At 67.8% G+C, this 19265-nt stretch carries 15 protein-coding genes; 10 read left to right on the plus strand and 5 right to left on the minus strand.

Translation table 11 applies throughout. From position 1 onward, the window contains the following. Window positions 1-33: 33 nt before the first annotated feature. Both ACW17Z_RS10560 and rfbC read right to left on the minus strand, forming a co-directional pair. Complete coding sequence (locus ACW17Z_RS10560) at window positions 34-948, minus strand: alpha/beta fold hydrolase (protein ID WP_492055970.1); 915 nt, start codon at window positions 946-948, stop codon at window positions 34-36. Window positions 949-1079: 131 nt separating this feature from the next. After that, window positions 1080-1643 (minus strand): dTDP-4-dehydrorhamnose 3,5-epimerase, encoded by a 564-nt coding sequence (gene rfbC / locus ACW17Z_RS10565; protein WP_492055971.1) that lies wholly within the window; start codon window positions 1641-1643, stop codon window positions 1080-1082. A gap of 33 nt (window positions 1644-1676) precedes the next feature. Here rfbC and ACW17Z_RS10570 point away from each other — a divergent pair, with 33 nt between their 5' ends. Next, window positions 1677-2696, plus strand: coding sequence for a glycosyltransferase family 2 protein (locus ACW17Z_RS10570; protein ID WP_492055972.1), 1020 nt, complete (start codon window positions 1677-1679; stop codon window positions 2694-2696). Between the two features lie 153 nt (window positions 2697-2849). Here ACW17Z_RS10570 and argE read toward each other — a convergent pair whose 3' ends face one another. Continuing rightward, window positions 2850-4025: an acetylornithine deacetylase gene (gene argE / locus ACW17Z_RS10575; protein ID WP_492055973.1), complete on the minus strand. Its 1176-nt coding sequence runs from the start codon at window positions 4023-4025 to the stop codon at window positions 2850-2852. Between the two features lie 358 nt (window positions 4026-4383). Here argE and purU point away from each other — a divergent pair, with 358 nt between their 5' ends. From purU to ACW17Z_RS10610, 7 genes are all read left to right on the plus strand, one after another. Next, the gene (gene purU, locus ACW17Z_RS10580; RefSeq protein WP_419319423.1) at window positions 4384-5226 is read left to right on the plus strand and encodes a formyltetrahydrofolate deformylase; all 843 of its coding nucleotides are present in this window, start codon (window positions 4384-4386) and stop codon (window positions 5224-5226) included. A 76-nt stretch (window positions 5227-5302) separates the two neighbouring features. Then, window positions 5303-6367, plus strand: a complete 1065-nt coding sequence (gene rfbB / locus ACW17Z_RS10585; RefSeq protein WP_492055974.1) for a dTDP-glucose 4,6-dehydratase — start codon at window positions 5303-5305, stop codon at window positions 6365-6367. After that, on the plus strand, window positions 6367-7266 hold the full coding sequence (gene rfbD, locus ACW17Z_RS10590) for a dTDP-4-dehydrorhamnose reductase (protein WP_492055975.1): 900 nt from the start codon (window positions 6367-6369) through the stop codon (window positions 7264-7266). The genes rfbB and rfbD overlap by 1 nt, the downstream gene beginning before the upstream one ends. Window positions 7267-7298: 32 nt before the next feature. Further along, window positions 7299-8168, plus strand: a complete 870-nt coding sequence (gene rfbA / locus ACW17Z_RS10595) for a glucose-1-phosphate thymidylyltransferase RfbA (protein ID WP_419319420.1) — start codon at window positions 7299-7301, stop codon at window positions 8166-8168. 251 nt (window positions 8169-8419) lie between these two features. Beyond that, complete coding sequence (locus ACW17Z_RS10600; protein ID WP_419319419.1) at window positions 8420-9217, plus strand: ABC transporter permease; 798 nt, start codon at window positions 8420-8422, stop codon at window positions 9215-9217. A gap of 5 nt (window positions 9218-9222) precedes the next feature. Further along, window positions 9223-9969 (plus strand): ABC transporter ATP-binding protein, encoded by a 747-nt coding sequence (locus tag ACW17Z_RS10605; protein WP_492055976.1) that lies wholly within the window; start codon window positions 9223-9225, stop codon window positions 9967-9969. Next, a complete protein-coding gene (locus ACW17Z_RS10610) occupies window positions 9942-12413 on the plus strand; it encodes a glycoside hydrolase family 99-like domain-containing protein (protein WP_492055977.1) in 2472 nt (823 codons plus the stop codon). The genes ACW17Z_RS10605 and ACW17Z_RS10610 overlap by 28 nt, the downstream gene beginning before the upstream one ends. A gap of 51 nt (window positions 12414-12464) precedes the next feature. Here the strand turns inward: ACW17Z_RS10610 and tkt are convergent, their stop codons facing one another. Next, window positions 12465-14426: a transketolase gene (gene tkt, locus ACW17Z_RS10615; protein ID WP_492055978.1), complete on the minus strand. Its 1962-nt coding sequence runs from the start codon at window positions 14424-14426 to the stop codon at window positions 12465-12467. Window positions 14427-14619: 193 nt separating this feature from the next. On the opposite strand from tkt, the gene ACW17Z_RS10620 reads away from it, so the two are divergent. Both ACW17Z_RS10620 and ACW17Z_RS10625 read left to right on the plus strand, forming a co-directional pair. Beyond that, entirely contained in the window at window positions 14620-16650 is a 2031-nt protein-coding gene (locus ACW17Z_RS10620) for an NAD(+) synthase (protein WP_492055979.1), read from the plus strand. A gap of 89 nt (window positions 16651-16739) precedes the next feature. Next, complete coding sequence (locus tag ACW17Z_RS10625) at window positions 16740-18032, plus strand: mannose-1-phosphate guanylyltransferase/mannose-6-phosphate isomerase (protein WP_492055980.1); 1293 nt, start codon at window positions 16740-16742, stop codon at window positions 18030-18032. Here the strand turns inward: ACW17Z_RS10625 and ACW17Z_RS10630 are convergent. Continuing rightward, window positions 18016-19182 (minus strand): AGE family epimerase/isomerase, encoded by a 1167-nt coding sequence (locus tag ACW17Z_RS10630; protein WP_492055981.1) that lies wholly within the window; start codon window positions 19180-19182, stop codon window positions 18016-18018. The two genes, ACW17Z_RS10625 and ACW17Z_RS10630, sit on opposite strands and share 17 nt — an antisense overlap. Between the last annotated feature and the right edge of the window lie 83 nt (window positions 19183-19265).

Here is a 19265-nt window from a genome sequence, read left to right on the forward strand (position 1 = left end):
AGTCGACCCGGGCTCCGCACGCCTTGCGGCGGCTCAGGGCGCGCGATCCAGCAGATCGGCGATCGCAGCCCAGGCTTGCGGTTCGGTGAGCATTGGCGCGTGACCGACGCCGGGAACCTCGACCACCGCCATGTTAGGCGCGGCGGCGCACATTCGTTCCACGATCGGCGGGTCGATCAGGTCGGAAATACCGCCGCGCACCAGCAGCACCGGGCGGTCCTTCGTCAGGGCGCGGAACAGCGGATACATGTCCGGGGCCAGGGCCGAGGCGCCGGTCTTGTCGGCGGAGTCCTTCGCGGCCGCCGCAGCCGCCTTGATCGGGGCGGAGATGTCCGGATCGCAGGCCAGGACGAAGCCGCCGTCCTTCTCGTCGAAGACCCGGCGCGCGAAACGGTCCCAGTCGGCGTCGCCATAGGCCGGGAAGGCCGCCTGGTTGATGCGCCGGACGTAGTCGACAGCCTCGGGCCAGGTCTCGAAGCGGCTGGCCCCGCCGGCATAGGCGGCAATGCGGGTCAGGCCGACCGGCGACAGTTCGGGACCGACATCGTTGAGCACCACCGCCGCGATGGCTTCCGGCTTGAACGAGGCCAGCACCATGGTGATCAGGCCGCCCATGCTGGTGCCCACGAACACCGCCCGCTCGATGCCGGTGGCGGCCAGCAGGGCCACGATGTCGCCGGCATAGGTCCCGGGGTGATAGTTCAGCGGCTGCGGATCCCAGGCCGACAGGCCCCGGCCGCGCACATCCACCGCCAGCACGCGGCGGCCCGTGGCGGCGATCAAGGGGGCCAGGTCCTCGAAATCGCGGGCGTTGCGGGTCAGGCCGTGGATGCAGATCACCGGCAGGCCGGTGGCCTCGCCCCCAATAACGCCCATCGGGGCGTAGTCGCGGGCGTGCAGCGGCAGGCCTTCGCCGGAGGTCCAGAAGAGGTCGGTGAAGCCGGTCATCTTTGCATCCTTGGTTCCCGTGACTTGCCCCCACCGGGTTGCTGCGCAACCGTCCGCCCCCGGAGGGGGCGGATGATCTCATCTTCCCCCTCCGGGGGAGGAGCGCCGCAGGCGCGGAAGGGGGCGCGTGATCAGCCCTCGTAAACGAACGGCGAGTCGATCTCGGCCAGCAGGGGCGCGGCCTCGTCGCGGGCATTGGCCCCGATGTCGGCATTGGGGATCGTCCAGTCGATACCGATGGCCGGGTCGTTCCAGCGCACCGTGCCCTCGGCCGCAGGGGTGTAGTAGTCAGTGCACTTGTAGAGCACCTCGCAGTCGTCGGTCAGGGTGCAGTAGCCGTGGGCGAAGCCATGGGGCACCAGCAGCTGCTGGCGGTTTTCGGCCGACAGCTCGGCGCCCACCCACTGGCCATAGGTCGGCGAGCCTTTGCGGATATCGACGGCCACATCGAAGATCGATCCGACCACGCAGCGCAGCAGCTTGTCCTGGGCATGGGGCGGCTTCTGGAAGTGCAGGCCGCGCTGGATGCCGCGCGTGGTCGAGCGCACATGGTTGTCCTGCACGAAGGGGCGGGTGAAGCCGGCCTCCTCCAGGGCCGACTGGCGGAAGGTCTCGGAAAACCAGCCGCGCTCGTCGCCATGGCGGGCGGGCGTGATAAGCAGGACCTCGGGAATCGCCAGGGGGGTGATTTTCATGACCAGAACGCTCCAGGGACAAGTTCGCCACCGATGCCGTCTGGAACCGCCGATGACAAGAGTGCGCCGACTGTAAGCGTGATCATCGTCTCGTATGAGAGCGGTCCGACCCTGGAACGCTGCCTGGCGGGGCTGAAAGCCCAGACCTTCACCGATTTCGAGATCCTGCTGGTCGACAACGCCTCGACCGACGGCGCGCCCCAGGCCGCCGTCGCGGCGGATCCGGCGATCCGCTTCCTGCAGCCCGGGGCCAATCTGGGCTTCGCGGCCGGCAACAATCTGGCGGTGAAACAGGCAAAAGGCCGCTGGCTGGCCCTGCTCAATCCCGACGCCTATCCCGAGCCCGGCTGGCTGGCCGCCCTGCTGGACGGCGCGGCGCGGCATCCGACCGTCGAGAGCTTCGCCTCGCTGCAGACCTCGGCCGACGATCCGGCCGTGCTGGACGGGGCCGGCGACAACATGACCTCGGCCGGGATTCCCTTCCGGGGCGGCTATGGCCGCAGGCTGCCGGCGAACCTGCCGGAGGGCGAGGTATTTTCGTCATGCGGCGCGGCCATGCTGATCGACCGGGCGCTGTTCGAAGACCTCGGCGGCTTTGACGAGCGGTTCTTCTGCTACTGCGAGGATGTGGACCTTGGCTATCGCCTGCGGCTGACCGGGCGGACGACCCTGCTGCTGCCCGAGGCGCGCGTGGCCCATGTGGGCTCGGCCAGCACGGGCGTGCGCTCGGACTTCGCCATCTTCCACGGCTCGCGCAACCGGGTCTGGACCTTCCTCAAGAACACCCCACCGCTGCTGCTGTGGCTGACCACGCCGCTGCATGTGGCGGTGACGGCGGCGCTGCTGTTGCTGCACCTGCGCCGGGGCGACGCCGGGCCGGCGGTGCGGGGGATTAGGGCGGCGCTGAAGGGTGCGGACTTTACGGCGGTGATGGCCGACCGCAGAGCGGTTCAGGCGCGGCGCAAGGCGGGTTCGGGCGCCATCCTGCGGGTGATGTCGATCGATCCGGCGGCGTTCATCGGGCGGCGGTTCGTGATTAGGAAGCAGCGCTAGCCCCACACTCCGCTCTTCCCGGCGAAGGCCGGGACCCAGATTCAGCCTGAGCGGTTGGGGATGATGCGCCTTCTGACCCTGCCAGGGCCTGGCGCGCCCTGGGTTCGATCTGGATCCCGGCCTTCGCCGGGAAGAGCGGATTTTTGTTAGAGGCTAGAGGGATAAATCCTCCACCAACCGCGCCATAAAGGCCGCCCCGCGCTGCATCTGGGAGATCTCGACAAATTCGTCCGGCTGATGGGCCTGGTCGATCGAGCCTGGACCGCAGATCACCGTCGAAAACCCCGCCCCCTGGAACTGCCCCGCCTCGGCGGCATAGGGCACGACGCGGCCCGGGCCGTTGTCGCCGGCCATGCGGCGGGCGAAGGCCTCGGCGACGCCGTCGACTTCCGGCGCGAAGGCCGGGGTCAGCGAGCGGCGCTCGACCCTGACGCCGGCCTCGGGCGCGCAGGCCTTCAGCTCGGTGTCCATGGTGGCGGCCCTGGCGAAGAAGTCGGCCAGGATCGCCATCGGATCCATCCCCGGCGGGGTGCGCAGGTCGAAGATGAACACGCATTCGCGGGCCAGGATATTGACCGCCGTGCCGCCATTGACCTGGCCGATGGTCAGGGTCGCGCCCTTGGGCGTGAACGGCGAGGCGGGATCGGCCTCGCGCGCCAGTGTCTCGGACAGCTCCACCAGACCCGCCATCAGCTTGATCGCCGCCATGTTGGCCGAGACGCCCAGGTGGGTCAGGCTGGAATGGGCTTCGCGGCCTGACACCGTGACCCGGAACGAGGCGATGCCCTTGTGGCCGCTGACGGCGACCATGTCGGTGGGCTCGCCGACCACCACCAGGGCGGGGCGAGGCAGATCGCGCGCGATGACCGCGATCATGTCGGGCGCGCCCAGGCAGCCGACTTCCTCGTCATAGGAGAAGGCCAGGTGCACGGGCTTGCTGAGCGTTGCGGCCGCCAGGTCCGGCGCGGCGGCCAGGGCCAGGGCCAGGAAGCCCTTCATGTCGCAGGTCCCGCGCCCGTAGAGCCGGCTGTCCTTTTCGGTCAGCACGAACGGATCGGTCGACCACGGCTGGCCGTCGACCGGCACCACATCGGTATGACCTGACAGCACCACGCCGCCCTCGACCGCCGGGCCGATGGTGGCCAGCAGGTTCGACTTGGTCCCGTCGGCATTGGGCACCCGCCGGGAAGGCACGTTCAGCTGGGCGAGGTAGCCCTCGACCCATTCGATCAGCGCGAGATTGGACAGGCGCGAGGTGGTATCGAACGACACCAGCTTGGCCAGAAGATCGATGGCGCGGTCGGACAGCGCTTCGGAAGAGGATGCCATGGGGCGAGCCTAGACCTGTCTCCCTGCTACTGCCTAGGCAGGGCTATGGGAGACAGACGAAAAACGTCTGTCATCCCGCCCCGGCCTTGAGGCGGGGGCGCAGCGCGCAGATCCGGGATCGACGCCTGAGCGCCGCGCTTCCGGCGGTCCCGGATCTGCGCCCGGCTATCGCCGGACTTGTCCGGGATGACAGCTTTTCCCGCTGCGACACCCTATGAGCAGACTGGGCTGGCGAGACGGGCGGGGCAAGACCGTGCCGAAGCCATGGCGATCTCCGCTCTCGACGAGCGAATTCATCCTCGCCCGTCGCGGTCCGCCGCTTTTCTTCGGCGCGCCAAGCCTCTAGAGGGAGCAGATCATGATCCTGACCCTCTCCTGTCCCGACCAGCGCGGCATCGTCGCCAAGGTGTCCGCCTTCCTGTTCGAGCGCGCCTGCAACATCCTCGACGCGCAGCAGTTCGACGACCAGGAGACCGGCCAGTTCTTCATGCGCGTGGTGTTCGACGCCGACGGCGCTGACCATGCCGCCCTGCGGGCCGACTTCACGGTGGTGGCCACCGCCCTGTCGATGAAATGGACCCTGCGCGACCGCACCGATCGCTACCGGGTGATGATCCTGGCCAGCAAGTTCGACCACTGCCTGGCCGACCTCGTCTATCGCTGGAAGATCGGCGAACTGCCGATGGAGATCGCCGCCGTCGTGGCCAACCACCCGGCCGAAACCTACGCCAATGTCGACCTGACGGGCCTGCCCTTCCATCACCTGCCGGTGACCAAGGAGACCAAGTTCGAGCAGGAAGCCGCCCTGTGGCAGCTGATCCAGGACACCCGGACCGACATCGTCGTCCTGGCCCGCTACATGCAGGTGCTGTCAGAGGGGCTGTCGGCCAAGCTGGCCGGGCGCTGCATCAACATCCACCACTCGTTCCTGCCCGGCTTCAAGGGCGCCAAGCCCTATCATCAGGCCCATGCGCGCGGCGTGAAGGTGATCGGGGCCTCGGCCCACTACGTCACCGGCGACCTGGACGAAGGCCCGATCATCGAGCAGGACGTCGAGCGCATCAGCCATCGCGACACGCCCGAGGACCTGATCCGCAAGGGCCGCGACATCGAGCGCCGTGTCCTGGCCCGCGCCCTGCGCTATCAACTGGAAGACCGGGTGCTGCTGAACGGTCGCAAGACGGTGGTGTTCACCGACTAGTCGCCCGGGAGAAGCGGGTTGCGCGCCGCCGGGCTTCTAAGCTACGGGGCGGGCTTGGTATTCTGAAGGAACCGGCATGTCGCGCAACCTCCGTATCCTGGTCACTGGCGGCTGCGGCTTCATCGGCTCGGCGGTCTGCCGCTATCTGGCCGGCCTGGGCGACGCGGCGATCCTAAATTTCGACGCCATGACCTATGCGGCGTCGGAGACCAGCCTGGCCGACCTGCGCGGCCACAACAGCTATACCTTCGTGAAGGGCGATGTGGCCGACGCCTCGGCCGTGGCCGAGGCCATCGCCGCGTTCAAGCCCACCCACATCATGCACCTGGCGGCAGAGTCGCACGTCGACCGCTCGATCACCGGTCCCGGGGCCTTCATCCAGACCAATGTCATCGGCACCTATGTGATGCTGCAGGCGGCGCTGGAGTACTGGCGCACCCTGGACAGCGAGGCCGCCCAGGCCTTCCGCTTCCACCACATCTCGACCGACGAAGTGTTCGGCAGCCTGGGCGCCGAGGGGCTGTTCTCCGAGACCACGCCCTATGATCCGCGCTCGCCCTATTCAGCGTCCAAGGCCTCGTCCGACCACATGGTGCGGGCCTGGCATCACACCTATGGCCTGCCGGTGGTGGTCTCCAACTGTTCCAACAATTACGGGCCGTATCACTTCCCCGAGAAGCTGATCCCGCTGGTCACGTTGAACGCCCTCGAGGGCAAGCCGCTGCCGGTCTATGGCAAGGGCGACAACATCCGCGACTGGCTCTATGTCGACGACCACGCCAAGGCCCTGGTGCTGATCGCCACCAAGGGTGTGGTCGGCGAGAGCTACAATGTCGGCGGCCGCAACGAGCGCACCAATCTGGAGGTGGTCGAGGCGATCTGCGACCTGCTGGACGAGCTGCGCCCGCAGCCGGGCCTGAAGCGCCGCGACCTGATCCAGTTCGTCCACGACCGCCCCGGCCACGACGCCCGCTACGCCATCGACGCCACCAAGCTGGAAACCGAGCTGGGCTGGAAGGCGGAAGAAAACTTCGACACCGGCCTGCGCAAGACCGTCGAATGGTACCTGGCCCGCGAGGACTGGTGGCGGCCGCTGCGCGAGCGCTATGACGGCCAGCGTCTGGGGCTGAAGACGACCTGATGTCATCCCCCAACAAGGATGGTCCGCGCATTGCGCTGTTTGGCGCCAACGGCCAGCTGGGTCATGACCTGTCGGCCATCGCCGCGTCGCGCGGCCTGGCCCTGGTCGCCCTGCAACGTCCGCAGTTCGATGCGACCGATCTGGCCGGACTGGACGCCGCCCTGGCCGATCTGGACTTCGACGTCGCCATCAACAGCGTCGCCGTCACCCGCGTGGACGACTGCGAGAAGAACCCGGCTCCGGCCGTGGCCATCAACGCCGATTTCGCCCAGGCCCTGGCCAGGACCTGCGCCCGCAAAAAGGCCCGCCTCGTCCAGGTCTCGACCGACTATGTGTTCGGCGGCCAGGCCTCGCGCGAGCCGCTGGACGAGACCGCCGCGCCGGCCCCGATCAATGTCTATGGGCAGACCAAGCTGCAGGGCGAAACCCTGGCCCGCCAGGCCCATGACGACGTCATCGTCGCTCGCGTCGCCTCGCTGTTCGGCGTCGCGGGCGCCAGCGGCAAGGGCGGCAATTTCGTCGAGACCATGATCCGGTACGGCCGCGAACGCGGGGCGCTGAAGGTGGTCTCCGACCAGGTGATGTCGCCGACCGGTTCCTGGGACGCGGCAGAGGCCCTTCTCGACCTGATCAAGGTCGAAGCGCCGGCCGGCCTCTATCATGTGGTCAATTCCGGCGCGGCCAGCTGGCATGATTTCGCCGCCGCCGTCATCGACCGCGCGGGGGTCGAGGCGACGGTCTCGCCGATCCCGACCTCCGAGTTTCCGACCCCGGCCCGCCGTCCGCCCTACAGCGTTCTGGCCAACGCCAAGGTCGAAAAGGCGCTGGGCCGATCCATGCCGGCATGGCAAGACGCTCTGGACAGATATCTTGGAGCCAAAGGTCACCGCCAGACGTGACCGGTCGCGCGGGGCAGTAGGGGTACTATTTCATGAAGGGCATCATCCTGGCCGGCGGATCGGGCACGCGCCTGCACCCGGTGACCAAGGGCGTCAGCAAGCAGCTGCTGCCGGTCTACGACAAGCCGATGATCTATTATCCGATCTCGATCCTGATGATGGCGGGCATCCGCGACATCCTGATCATCAGCACGCCCCGCGACCTGCCGCTGTTCCAGGGCCTGCTGGGCGACGGCTCCGATTGGGGCGTCAATTTCGTCTATGCCGAGCAGCCCGAGCCCACGGGCCTGGCCGACGCCTATCGCATCGGCGCTGAATTCGTCGGCAATGGTCCCTCGACCCTGATCCTCGGCGACAACCTGTTCTATGGCGCCGGCATGGGCCGGATGCTGGAGGGCGCGGCGACCCGCGCCCAGAACGGCGCCTCGGTCTTCGCCTATCTGGTCAAGGATCCGGATCGTTACGGGGTCGTCGAGTTCGACGACAACAACCGCGCCGTCAGCATCGAGGAAAAGCCGGTCCATCCGCGCTCCAACTGGGCGGTGACCGGCCTCTACATGTACGACAACAAGGTCGTCGACTATGCCCGCGACCTGAAGCCGTCGGCGCGCGGCGAGCTGGAAATCACCGACATCAACCGCCTCTATCTGGAGAGCGGCGCCCTGTCGGTCGAGCGCATGGGCCGGGGCTTTGCCTGGCTCGACACCGGCACCCACGACAGCCTGCTGGAAGCCTCGGAATTCGTGCGCGCTATCGAGCATCGCCAGGGCCTGAAGATCGGCTGCTGCGAGGAGGTCGCCTACCAGAACCGCTGGATCAATACCGACCAGCTTCTGGGCCTGGCGCACGACCTGCAGAAGTCGCCCTATGGCGCCTATCTGCGCTCCCTGGCCGAGGGCTGAGCGGCGTTCCACAGGCCCCGGACAGCCGCGCCCGACCGCGCGATTGGCCGTTGTCCGGAGCCCCCGAACGGGCCTAAACATCCAGAAGAATCAGCAGGGTCACGCTGCGGGATGAGCGGTTCCCCAAGCTTCCAAGGCCTGTTAAGAAGGCGCCCGCTCCGACGGAGCGAGAAGCCGGGTCGCTTCGCCCGCCGCCAACCTGTTTGCGAGAGTTTCCGGATTTGTTTGCCGTCAACAGGAATGGCTTCTGAATGAGCCTCTTCGGAAGTTTCAAGGCCGCCGCGCTGGACCTGTACCGCGGCGTGCTCCTGACGCCTCTGTGGTGGCGGGTCAGCGTCGAGCAGACCGTGACGCGCTACCGCCGCAGCCTGCTGGGCCCCGTCTGGATGGCCAGCACCACCCTGGCCACCGCCTTCTCCCTGGCCATCGTGTTCGGCTCGATCTTCGGCGGCGACGCCAAGGACAACCTGTCCTTCATCATGATCGGCGTGGTCGGCTGGTCGATCACCGGCGGCATCCTGCCTGAGATCGCCAACACCTTCGTCAACGCCGCCGGCGTGATGCAGGTGCGCAACCTGCCCCTGAGCTTTCACGCCTTCCAGCAGATGAGCAAGATCTTCATCAACTTCCTCCACCAGGTCGTCGGGCTGTGGCTGGTGCTGATGCTGATGAAGCTGGCGGTGATCCCGCACTGGACCCTGCTGGTCAACCTGCCCATCGCCCTGCTGACGGGCCTGTTCATCAGCATTCCGCTGGGCATGATCTCGGTGCGCTTCCGCGACATCAACTACATGGTCGGCTTTGTCGCCCAGAGCCTGTTCATGCTCACACCCGTGTTTTGGAAGCGCACACAGGTTCCTGCGGATATGCGCTGGATCGTCGATCTCAACCCCTTCGCGCACCTGCTTGATATTGTCAGGTACCCATTGATGGGCGCCGCCGCGCCGGCCCACGATGTCTACGCGTCGCTGGCCTTCCTCGGCGTCGCCGCGCTGTTTACGCTGATCAGCCTGACCCTGGTCCGCACCCGCGTCGTGTTCTGGCTGTAGGCGACATGAACAGTTCCATCGAACTCACCGACGTCACGCTCGACTACAACCTCTACAGCGTGCGCGCCCAGTCGCTGCGCAACACCGTGCTGAACATGGCCGTCGGCGGCCGCCTGATCCAGGCCGGCAAGGACGTGACCTTCGTGCGGGCGCTGTCGAACGTCAGCCTCAAGCTGCAGGAAGGCGACCGCCTGGCCGTGATCGGCCACAACGGTTCGGGCAAGACCTCGCTGCTGAAGATCCTGGCCGGCATCTATTCGCCGACCTCGGGCAAGGTGGATGTGCGCGGGCGGATCAGTTCGATGATCTCGATCTCGGTCGGCCTCGACATCGAAGCCTCGGGCCTGGAGAACATCCGCAACCTGGCCATGATGCAGATGATGTCGGACCGCGAGATCAAGAAGCGCATGCCCTCGATCGTCGAGTTCTCCGGCCTGGGCGCCTTCGTGCACATGCCGCTGAAGACCTATTCGGCCGGCATGGCCGCGCGCCTGACCTTCTCGGTGGCCACCCAGATGGACGCCGATATCCTGATCATGGACGAGTGGATCAGCGCCGGCGACGCCGACTTCCAGAAGCGGGCCGCCGACCGCCTCAACAGCATGGTCGATTCCGCCAAGATCGTTGTCCTGGCCACCCACGACTATCAACTGGCCGCCAAGGTCTGCAACAAGGTCATGACCATGGAATCCGGCGTGCCGACCTTCCTTGGGACCACCGAGGAATGGCTCGCGAGAAGCAGCGCCGCGTGAGCGAGCGGCTTCCCGCGCCCCGGAAGGCCGTCGAGCCAACCGGATCGCCCGGCCAGTTCAGGGCCCAGACCGCCGACGCGGAGATGCTGCTTCGCCTGACCCGGGCCGAGCAGCCGCAGTTTGACGACGTGGCCTCGGTTCGCGTCAGCGTGAAGCTCCGCGCGCTCGAGGGCGAGATCCAGGCGCCCAGCGTGTTGATCGACTGGGGCGATGGCCTGGCGCTGGCGACGCCGGTGGCGCTGAAGCGGCTCGGGGATGACACCTATGTCGTCGTGGCCCACACCAATGCCGGCGCCCTGCGCCAGATCGTGCTCCTGCCGTCCGGCGCGCCCTGCCTGTTCGAACTGAGCGGGTTCCGGGTCGATCCTGCGGCCGAGCCGGCGGCCGGCGCCCCGCGACTTTCGGCGCCCCGCCGGCTGCTGCGCGCCGCGCTTCGCGGACTTTCCCCGGGCGTCGCGCGCGGTATCCGCATCATCCTCCGGACTCTCAGCGATCCCAAGAGCACGATCCGTCTGGCGCGTCAGACGATGAGAAATCGCCGCCAGGACCCCTGGCGCGAGTCCTATCAGCGCGCCTTTGACGTGGCGCGGCACGCCTTCAGCCCCCACTTCGCCGCCCCGGCCCTGGGTCCGCCACCCCGCGCGGACGATGCGCCAAGGGTGCTGGCCTTCTACCTGCCGCAGTACCATCCGTTCCCCGAGAACGATCAGTGGTGGGGCAAGGGCTTCACCGAGTGGACCAATGTCAGCAAGGCCACGCCCCAGTTCGTCGGCCATTACCAGCCGCGCCTGCCGGGCGAGCTGGGCTTCTACGACCTGCGGGTGCCCGAGGTGCTGCAGGCCCAGGCGGCGATGGCCCGCAACGCCGGCGTCGACGCCTTCTGCTTCCACTACTACTGGTTCGGCGGAAAACGCCTGCTGGAGCGTCCGCTGGACGCCTTCGTCGCCGATCCGCAGATCGACCTGCCGTTCGCCCTGTGCTGGGCCAACGAGAACTGGACCCGGCGCTGGGACGGCGACGAACAGGACATCCTGATGGCCCAGGACCATTCGCCGGAAGACGACCTGGCCCTGCTCGATGACCTGGCCCGCTACATGGCCTCGCCGCGCTATGTGCGGGTGGGCGGCAAGCCGCTGCTGATCGTCTATCGCCCCGACACCCTGCCCGACGCTGCGGCCACGCTGGAGCGCTGGCGCAACCGCGCCCGAGAGCGCGGGATCGGCGAGCTGTTCATCCTCTGCACCAACGCCTTTGGCTTCTCGGCCTGGCGCGACGCCGGCTTTGACGGCCTGGTCGAGTTCCCGCCCCACGCCCTGCGGAAGGGCGAGATCACCGACACGGTCGAGCGCCTGAACCTGGATTTCGCGGGGCGGATCTACGACTACGACACCGTCGTCGAGGAGCGGATCGAGGCGCTGGAGCGTCGCGAAGACGCCCGGGTCTATCCCGGCGTCATGCCGTCCTGGGACAACGAGGCCCGCAAGCCGGGCTTCGGCAACATCTTCCACAATGTCACGCCGCAGCGCTTCCACGACTGGGCCGGCGCCGCCCTGGACTGCTCTACGCGCCTGGCCCCGCCCGATGAGCGGCTGGTGTTCGTCAACGCCTGGAACGAGTGGGGCGAGGGGACCTATCTGGAGCCCGACCGCTGGCTGGGCCACGCCTCGGCCCAGGCCCTGCGCAACGCCGTGGCCAGTCGCGCCCCGACGCCCGCGCGCGACCACCCCGCCGTGGCCGCCTCGCAGCAAGGCCCCCGCACGCATGACGCGGTCATGCTGTTCCACATCTTCTATGCCGACCTGATCGACGACCTGGCCCAGCGCCTGGCGCCGCTGCAAGGCAGCATGGACGCCATCATCACCTTCCCCGAGCAGTGGCCGGCTTCGGCGGTCGACGCCCTGGCCAAAGCCGTGCCGGGCGCCGTCCTGGTTCCCCTGCCCAATCGCGGACGCGATGTGGCGCCGTTCCTGAGCGCCCTCAAAATCGCGCGGGCGCGCGGCCATACGGTGTTCTGCAAGGCCCATACGAAGAAGTCGCCCCACCGCTCGGACGGCGCCGCCTGGCGCGATCGCCTGCTGGACGGCCTGATGTCTCCCGATCGCGCCCAGGCGGCCCTGGCGGCGTTCGCCGGGGATGAACGGCTGGGCCTGCTGGCGCCGGAGAACGCCCGGATGCTGTTCAGCGACCCCGGTGTCATGACCCACAACGCCGAGGGCGTGAACCAGCTCTCCCGCGAACTGAACTTCCGCTACGGCCCCGACACGGCTTTCCCGGCCGGCACCATGTTCTGGGGTCGCATCGCGGCGTTCGAGGCGCTCGTCGGTCACGACCTGACCTTCGAGCCGGAACTGGGACGCGTGGACGGCACCCTGGCCCATGCCTTTGAGCGCAGCGTCGGCTGCCTGGTCGAAACGGCCGGCTTCCGGGTGCAGTGGAGCCTGTAAGGCTCCGAAACCAAAAGGGGCGCGCCAGGCGCGCCCCTTGGTAGTCCTGGATCAGGCGGCCGCGGCGGCCACGGCCTCGGCGGTGATGCCGAACTCCTTGTAGAGACGCTCGAACGGGGCGCTGGCGCCAAAGCCGGTCATGCCGACAAAGCCGCCGTCCTCGCCGATGAAGCGGTCCCAGCCCTGACGGATGCCCGCCTCGACCGCGACGCGCTTGGCCGCCGTGCCGATGACGGCCTGGCGATAGGCGGCCGGCTGCTGCTCGAACAGCTCCCAGCAGGGAACCGAGACCACGCGGGTCGGCTTGCCCTGACCCTGCAGGATGTCGCGTGCGGCGACGGCCACGCCGACCTCGGTGCCGGTGGCGAAGATCGTCACCGCCGCCTCGCCGCCCTCGGCCGCCAGCAGCTCATAGGCGCCCTTGGCCGACAGGTTCTGCTCGCCCGAGGCGCGGACGCCCGGGGTCTTCTGGCGCGACAGGGCCATGACCGACGGGGTCGCGGTCTGCTCCAGCGCGATCTTCCAGCACTCGGCGGCTTCCACCGCGTCGGCCGGGCGGAAGACCAGCAGGTTGGGGATCGCACGCAGCGAGGCCACATGCTCGACCGGCTGGTGGGTGGGACCGTCCTCGCCCAGGCCGATGGAGTCGTGGGTCATCACGTGAATGACCTTGGCCCCCATCAGGGCGCCCAGACGGATCGCCGCGCGGCTGTAGTCGGCGAAGGCCAGGAAGGTGCCCGAATAGGGGATGACGCCGCCGTGCAGGGCCATGCCGTTCATCGCCGCCGCCATGCCGAACTCGCGCACGCCGTAATGGACGTAGCGGCCGGCATAGTCGGGGGTGTCGAACGCCGTCATGCCCTTGACGAAGGTGTTGTTGGAGCCGGTCAGGTCGGCCGAGCCGCCGATCATTTCCGGGATCGCCGGGATCAGGTGGTCCAGGGCCGCGCCCGAATGAACGCGGGTGGCGTTGGCCGGCTTGGTTTCCGCCATCTTGGCGATATGGGCGTCGACGGCCTCGAAGGCCTTGGCCGGCAGGCCGCCCGACATGGCGCGCGTGAACTCGGCGGCGTGGGCCGAGGCCTTCAGGCCCGCTTCCCAGGCCTTGCGCACCTTGGCGCCGCGACGGCCGACACTCTTCCAGGCCTTGGCGATGTCGTCGGGCACCGTGAACGGCGCGGCGTCCCAGCCCATGGCGACGCGCGAGGCGGCGATCTCGTTGTCGAACAGGGTGTAGCCATGGCTGTGGGGGTCGCCTTCCTTGGGACCCGCGCCCTTCGAAATCAGCGTCTTGCACGCGATCATGGTCGGGCGGTCCTGCTTGGTCGCCCAGCGCAGGGCGGCGGCGATCTTGCCGTGGTCGTGGCCGTCGACGACCTTGACCGCCCAGCCGGCGGCCTTGAAGCGCATCACCTGGTCGCCGGTCTCGGAGATGGTGGCGACGCCGTCGATGGTGGTGTTGTTGTCGTCGAACAGCACGGTCAGCTTGGACAGCTTCAGGCGGCCGGCGATGCTGATGGCCTCATGGCTGACGCCTTCCATCAGGCAGCCGTCGCCGGCGATCACCCAGGTGCGGTGATCGACGATGTCGGCGCCGAAGCGCGAGGCCAGATGGGCCTCGGCCATGGCCATGCCCACGGCGGTGGCCAGGCCCTGGCCCAGCGGGCCAGTGGTGCATTCAACGCCCGGCGTGTGGTGGACTTCCGGGTGGCCGGGGGTCAGCGAACCCCACTGACGGAAGTTTTCGATCTCCTTCATCGTCATGGCCTTGAAGCCGGTCAGATGAAGCAGGGAATAGATCAGCATCGAGCCGTGGCCCGCCGACAGCACGAAGCGGTCGCGGTCGGCCCAGTCGGGCTTGGCGGCGTCGAACTTGAGGAACTTGCTCCACAGCACCGTCGCGACATCGGCCATGCCCATCGGCATGCCCTGGTGTCCGGACTTGGCCTTGTGGACCGCATCCATGGAAAGGACGCGGATCGCGTCGGCCATTTTGATGGGCGAAACGGGCATGGGCGTTCGTCTTTGTTCGTTATGTTTTGCAGGGCTGCGCGGGCGCGAGGTCGCACGATGACCCCCTCGGGTCAAGGTTTGCGGGCCTTGGCGTGACACTTCGGCGACGTATCGGTGCTTTGCAACAACGGGCGGACGGGCTATAGCTTGATCGAGACTTATGCTCATTTTCAGCATAACTAAGGGTCCAGCCTTGGCGAACCTGCCGTTCTTCTCACCCTACCGCCACGGCTTCGTCCGGGTCGCCACCGCTGTACCGAAGGTCAAGCTGGTCGATCCGGCCGCCAATGCCGCCAGCGTGCTGGACCTGGTCGGCCAGGCCGATGCGGCCGGCGTGGCGGTGCTGGTGTTCCCGGAACTGGGCCTGACAGGCTATTCCATAGACGACCTGCTGCAGCAGAACGCCCTGCTGGACGCCGTAGAAGCCGCCATCGAGACCCTGGCCCGGGCCAGCGCCACCCTGGCCCCGCTGTTCGTGGTCGGCGCGCCGCTGCGCGTGGACGGCCGGCTCTACAACACCGCTGTCGCCATCCAGGGCGGCGCGGTGCGGGGGGTGATCCCCAAGAGCTTCCTGCCCAACTATCGCGAATTCTATGAGCGCCGCTGGTTCACGCCGGGCGCCGGCGTGGTCGGCAAGACCGTGACCCTGGCGGGCGAGACCGTGCCGTTCGGGACCGACATCCTGCTGCGGGGCGGCGGCCCGTCGTCGTTCACGATCGGCGTGGAAATCTGCGAGGATGTCTGGACGCCCACCCCGCCCAGCACCGCCCAGGCCATGGCCGGGGCGGAGATCCTGCTGAACCTGTCGGCCAGCAACATCACAATCGGCAAGTCCGAAACCCGCCGCCTGCTGTGCGCCAGCCAGTCGGCCCGGGCCATCGCCGCCTATGTCTATTCGGCCGCCGGAGCCGGCGAGAGCTCAACCGATGTGGCCTGGGACGGCCATGCCGACATTCACGAGATGGGCCAGCTGCTGGCCGAGACCCCGCGCTTTTCGACCACCGCCGTGATGGCCATGGCCGATGTCGACGTCGACCGCATCCGCCAGGAGCGCATGCGGGTGGTCAGTTTTGGCGACGCCGCGACCCTGGCGCCGAGCGCGTTCCGGATCGTTCCGTTCGACTTCACCCCGCCGGCCGGCGACCTGGCCCTGGCCCGCACGGTGGAGCGCTTCCCGTTCACGCCGTCGGATCCCGCGCAGCTGAGCGACAACTGCTACGAAGCCTACAATATCCAGGTCCAGGGTCTGGCCCGCCGGGTCGAGGCGTCTGGTCTGAAAAAGCTGGTGATCGGCATCTCGGGGGGTCTCGACTCGACCCACGCCCTGATCGTCGCGGCCAAGGCGATGGACCAGCTGGGCCTGCCGCGCAGCAACATCCTAGCCTACACCCTGCCCGGCTTCGCGACCTCGGACCGCACCAAATCCAACGCCTGGAAGCTGATGAAGGCGATGGGCGTGTCGGCCGACGAGATCGACATCCGCCCGGCGGCCGAGCAAATGCTGAAGGACCTCGACCACCCCTATTCGCGGGACGAGCCGGTCTATGACGTGACCTTCGAGAACATCCAGGCGGGCCTGCGCACCGACTATCTGTTCCGGCTGGCCAACCACAACGGCGCCTTGGTGGTGGGCACCGGCGACCTGTCGGAACTGGCCCTGGGCTGGTGCACCTATGGCGTCGGCGACCAGATGAGCCACTACAACCCCAATTGCGGCGTGGCCAAGACCCTGATCCAGCACCTGATCCGCTTCGTGGCGGCCTCGGGCGATGTCGATGCGGCGACGGCCGATCTGCTGGAGGATATCCTCGATACCGAGATCTCGCCCGAACTGGTGCCGGGCGAGCAGGTGCAGGCCACCGAGAGCTTCGTCGGGCCCTACGCCCTGCAGGATTTCAATCTCTACTACCTGACCCGCTACGGCATGAGCCCGTCGAAGATCGCCTTCCTGGCCTGGACCGCCTGGCATGACGCCGCGGCCGGCGCCTGGCCGGTCGGGACGCCGGACGCCCAGCGCAGGGCCTATGACCTGCCGGAGATCAAGCGCTGGCTGGAGCTGTTCCTGCGCCGGTTCTTCGCCAACCAGTTCAAGCGCTCGGCCATGCCCAATGGCCCGAAGATTTCCTCCGGCGGCGCGCTGTCGCCGCGCGGCGACTGGCGGATGCCGTCCGACGCGACGGCCGACATCTGGCTGGCGGAACTGCACGCCAATACGGCGGTCTAGCGAAACGACGCTAAGCGTCGTTTTCCAGACATGACGCGTAGGCCCGTGTTAGTGGCTTTGCTGGGGTCGGGAAAAGCGTGAGGACAACGTTGGGCGCGATATATCCGGTGATCCTGTGCGGTGGGTCTGGCACCCGTCTTTGGCCTGCTTCCCGCGCGGATCAGCCCAAGCAGTTCCTGAAGCTGATCGGCCAGACTTCTAGTTTCCAGGATACCGTGTTGCGTGTGAAAGACCTTCCCGGCCGCGCCGAGATCGTCATTGTCACCGGCGAGGCAATGGTGGGTTTCGTGCAGGATCAGACCGCCGAGATAGGCGTGTCGGTCACTGTGCTGATCGAGCCAGAGGCGCGGGACTCAGCCCCCGCCGTCGCGGCCGCCGCCGCCTATGTTGAGCAGCGCGATCCAGACGGCGTGGCGCTGATGCTTGCGGCAGACCATCACATCGTTGAGCCCGAAATTTTCGCCCAGGCCGCAATCACCGCCGCCAGGGCTGCTGACGAAGGCCTGATCGTCACCTTCGGCGTCAAGCCCACGGGGCCCGCGACAGGCTTTGGCTATATTCGGCCTGGAAAGCCGCTGCTGGACGGCTCCGTGAGCGCCGTGGCCGCTTTCGTCGAAAAGCCGGATCGGGCGACGGCGGAGACCTATGTCGCTGAGGGATACTACTGGAACAGCGGCAATTTCGCCTTCAAGGCGGCCGTGCTTCTGGGGGAGCTGGACGTCTTCGAGCCTACCGTTTCAGCGGCCGCTCGCGCCTGTATGGTAGGCCTTCAGATGGATGGCGGCACAGCCCGTCTGGACCGTGCCGCCTTCGCGGGCGCCGCCAAGATATCGCTCGACTATGCGGTGATGGAGCGCACCCAGAAAGCTGCCGTGGCGCCCGCCGCCTTCTCGTGGTCGGACCTCGGCGCGTGGGATGCGATCTGGGACGTCTCGACCACCGACCCTTCGGGCAACGCAGCCGTCGGAGACGTGACGCTGATCGACAGCCGAAACGTTCTGGTGCGCTCGACAGGACCCTTTGTCGGCGCGATCGGCGTCGAGGACCTGGTGATCATCGCCGAGCCGGACGCGATTCTGGTCTGTCGCCGCGACGCAAGCCAGGCCGTCAAGACCTTGGTTGATGGCCTAAAACGCGACGGCCGCTCCATCGCCATCGGCCATGACCGGGACGACCGACCTCGCAGGGTCCTGGCGGCGGCGGCCGATTGGGAAGTGTCCGTTTGGACCCTGGCTCCGCACGAAACCGCCGCCTTGCCCCCCGGCTCGGTTCAAGTGCTGGCTGGCGAGACCTCGCTAGGCGCGCTTCTCAACGTCATTGAGGCGCCAACGATCGTCACCGCCCAAACCGCCGCGACCCTGCTGGTCACCCGGCGGCCGTAACCACCCGGTCCATCTCGGCGATGGCGCAGACGATGTGGTAGAACGAGGAGGCCGGGGCGGCTTCCTCGATAAAGGCTCCGTCGGGCTTGAGCTTGTCGCGCCACAGGCCCGGCACGGGCGTGCGCAGATACTGCAGCAGCCCCTCGGCGCCCTCGGCGGCCACGCCCCACCACTTGTCGTCGCCGGTGACCTCGGCGGCCAGCACGCCGGCCTTGATCCGTTCGGTCTGCGGCCACAGGCGGGCGCCGGCGTCGTGGGCGGTCATGTCGTCGAGCATGGCGTTCATGCCCACGCCGCGCTCGGGATCGACGCCCTTGGTCTCGGCCAGATCGATCATCCGCAGGGCGGCGGCGATGGCGTCGGGACGTCCGGCCAGCCGGCCCCAGCGCAGCAGCAGCCAGGCCCACTCGTACTGGTGGCCCGGCTCCCAGATCCGGCCGGCCACGCCGGGGGCCGGGTTCCACTGATCATCGAAGAACTCGCGCAGCGCGCCGGTCTCGGCGGAGATGAACTTGCTCAGCGCAAGCTCGGCAATCTCGTCGGCCAGGGCCCGCCATTGGGGATCCGCATCGATGGCGTTCCAGGCCAGGCAGGCCTCGAACAGGTGCATGTGCGGATTGGAATGCAGCGGCGGATCGGTCGGGGTCGACTCATTGAAGCCGCCCAGCGGGTTCTTCAGCGTCGCATAGAGGGTCTCGCGCACCGAGACGGCGACGTCGCGCAGATCGCTGCGGCCCGTCACCGCGCAGGCATTGGCCAGAGCGAACATCGCGAACGCCTGGTCATAGAGGGCCGAAGTGTCGTCCAGGCTGACCCCGCCCGGGCCGACCAGGGCGCGGAACAGGCCGTTGGGCTTGCGATAGACGTCGAGATAATAGCTCAGGCCGTGCTCGACGGCCTGCCGCCACGGGCCGGTCCAGCCCAGATCCCTGGCGGCGGCGAAGGCGTAGATCTGGCGCGGCAGCACCCGGCCCCGGCGCGGCGAGTCCTTGGCCTCACCGGACTGCTCGATGGTCTCGAAGAAACCGCCGCCCTTGTGATCGGCGCCGACGGTCCACCACAGCGGGAAGGCGGTCGAAAGCGCCCAGCCCTTGAGCCGGTCGCGCAGACGCGCGGCGTCGGTCAGGGCGCTGTTGGGGGCGTCGGGCATCGCGAACTCTCCAGGTGCGGGTGTTTTCTAGTCGCGTTCTTACCGCCTCGCCAAGACGATGGCTTGGCGCCCCGCAACGACAG

It is taken from the genome of Caulobacter sp. GSs2 (assembly GCF_058680895.1).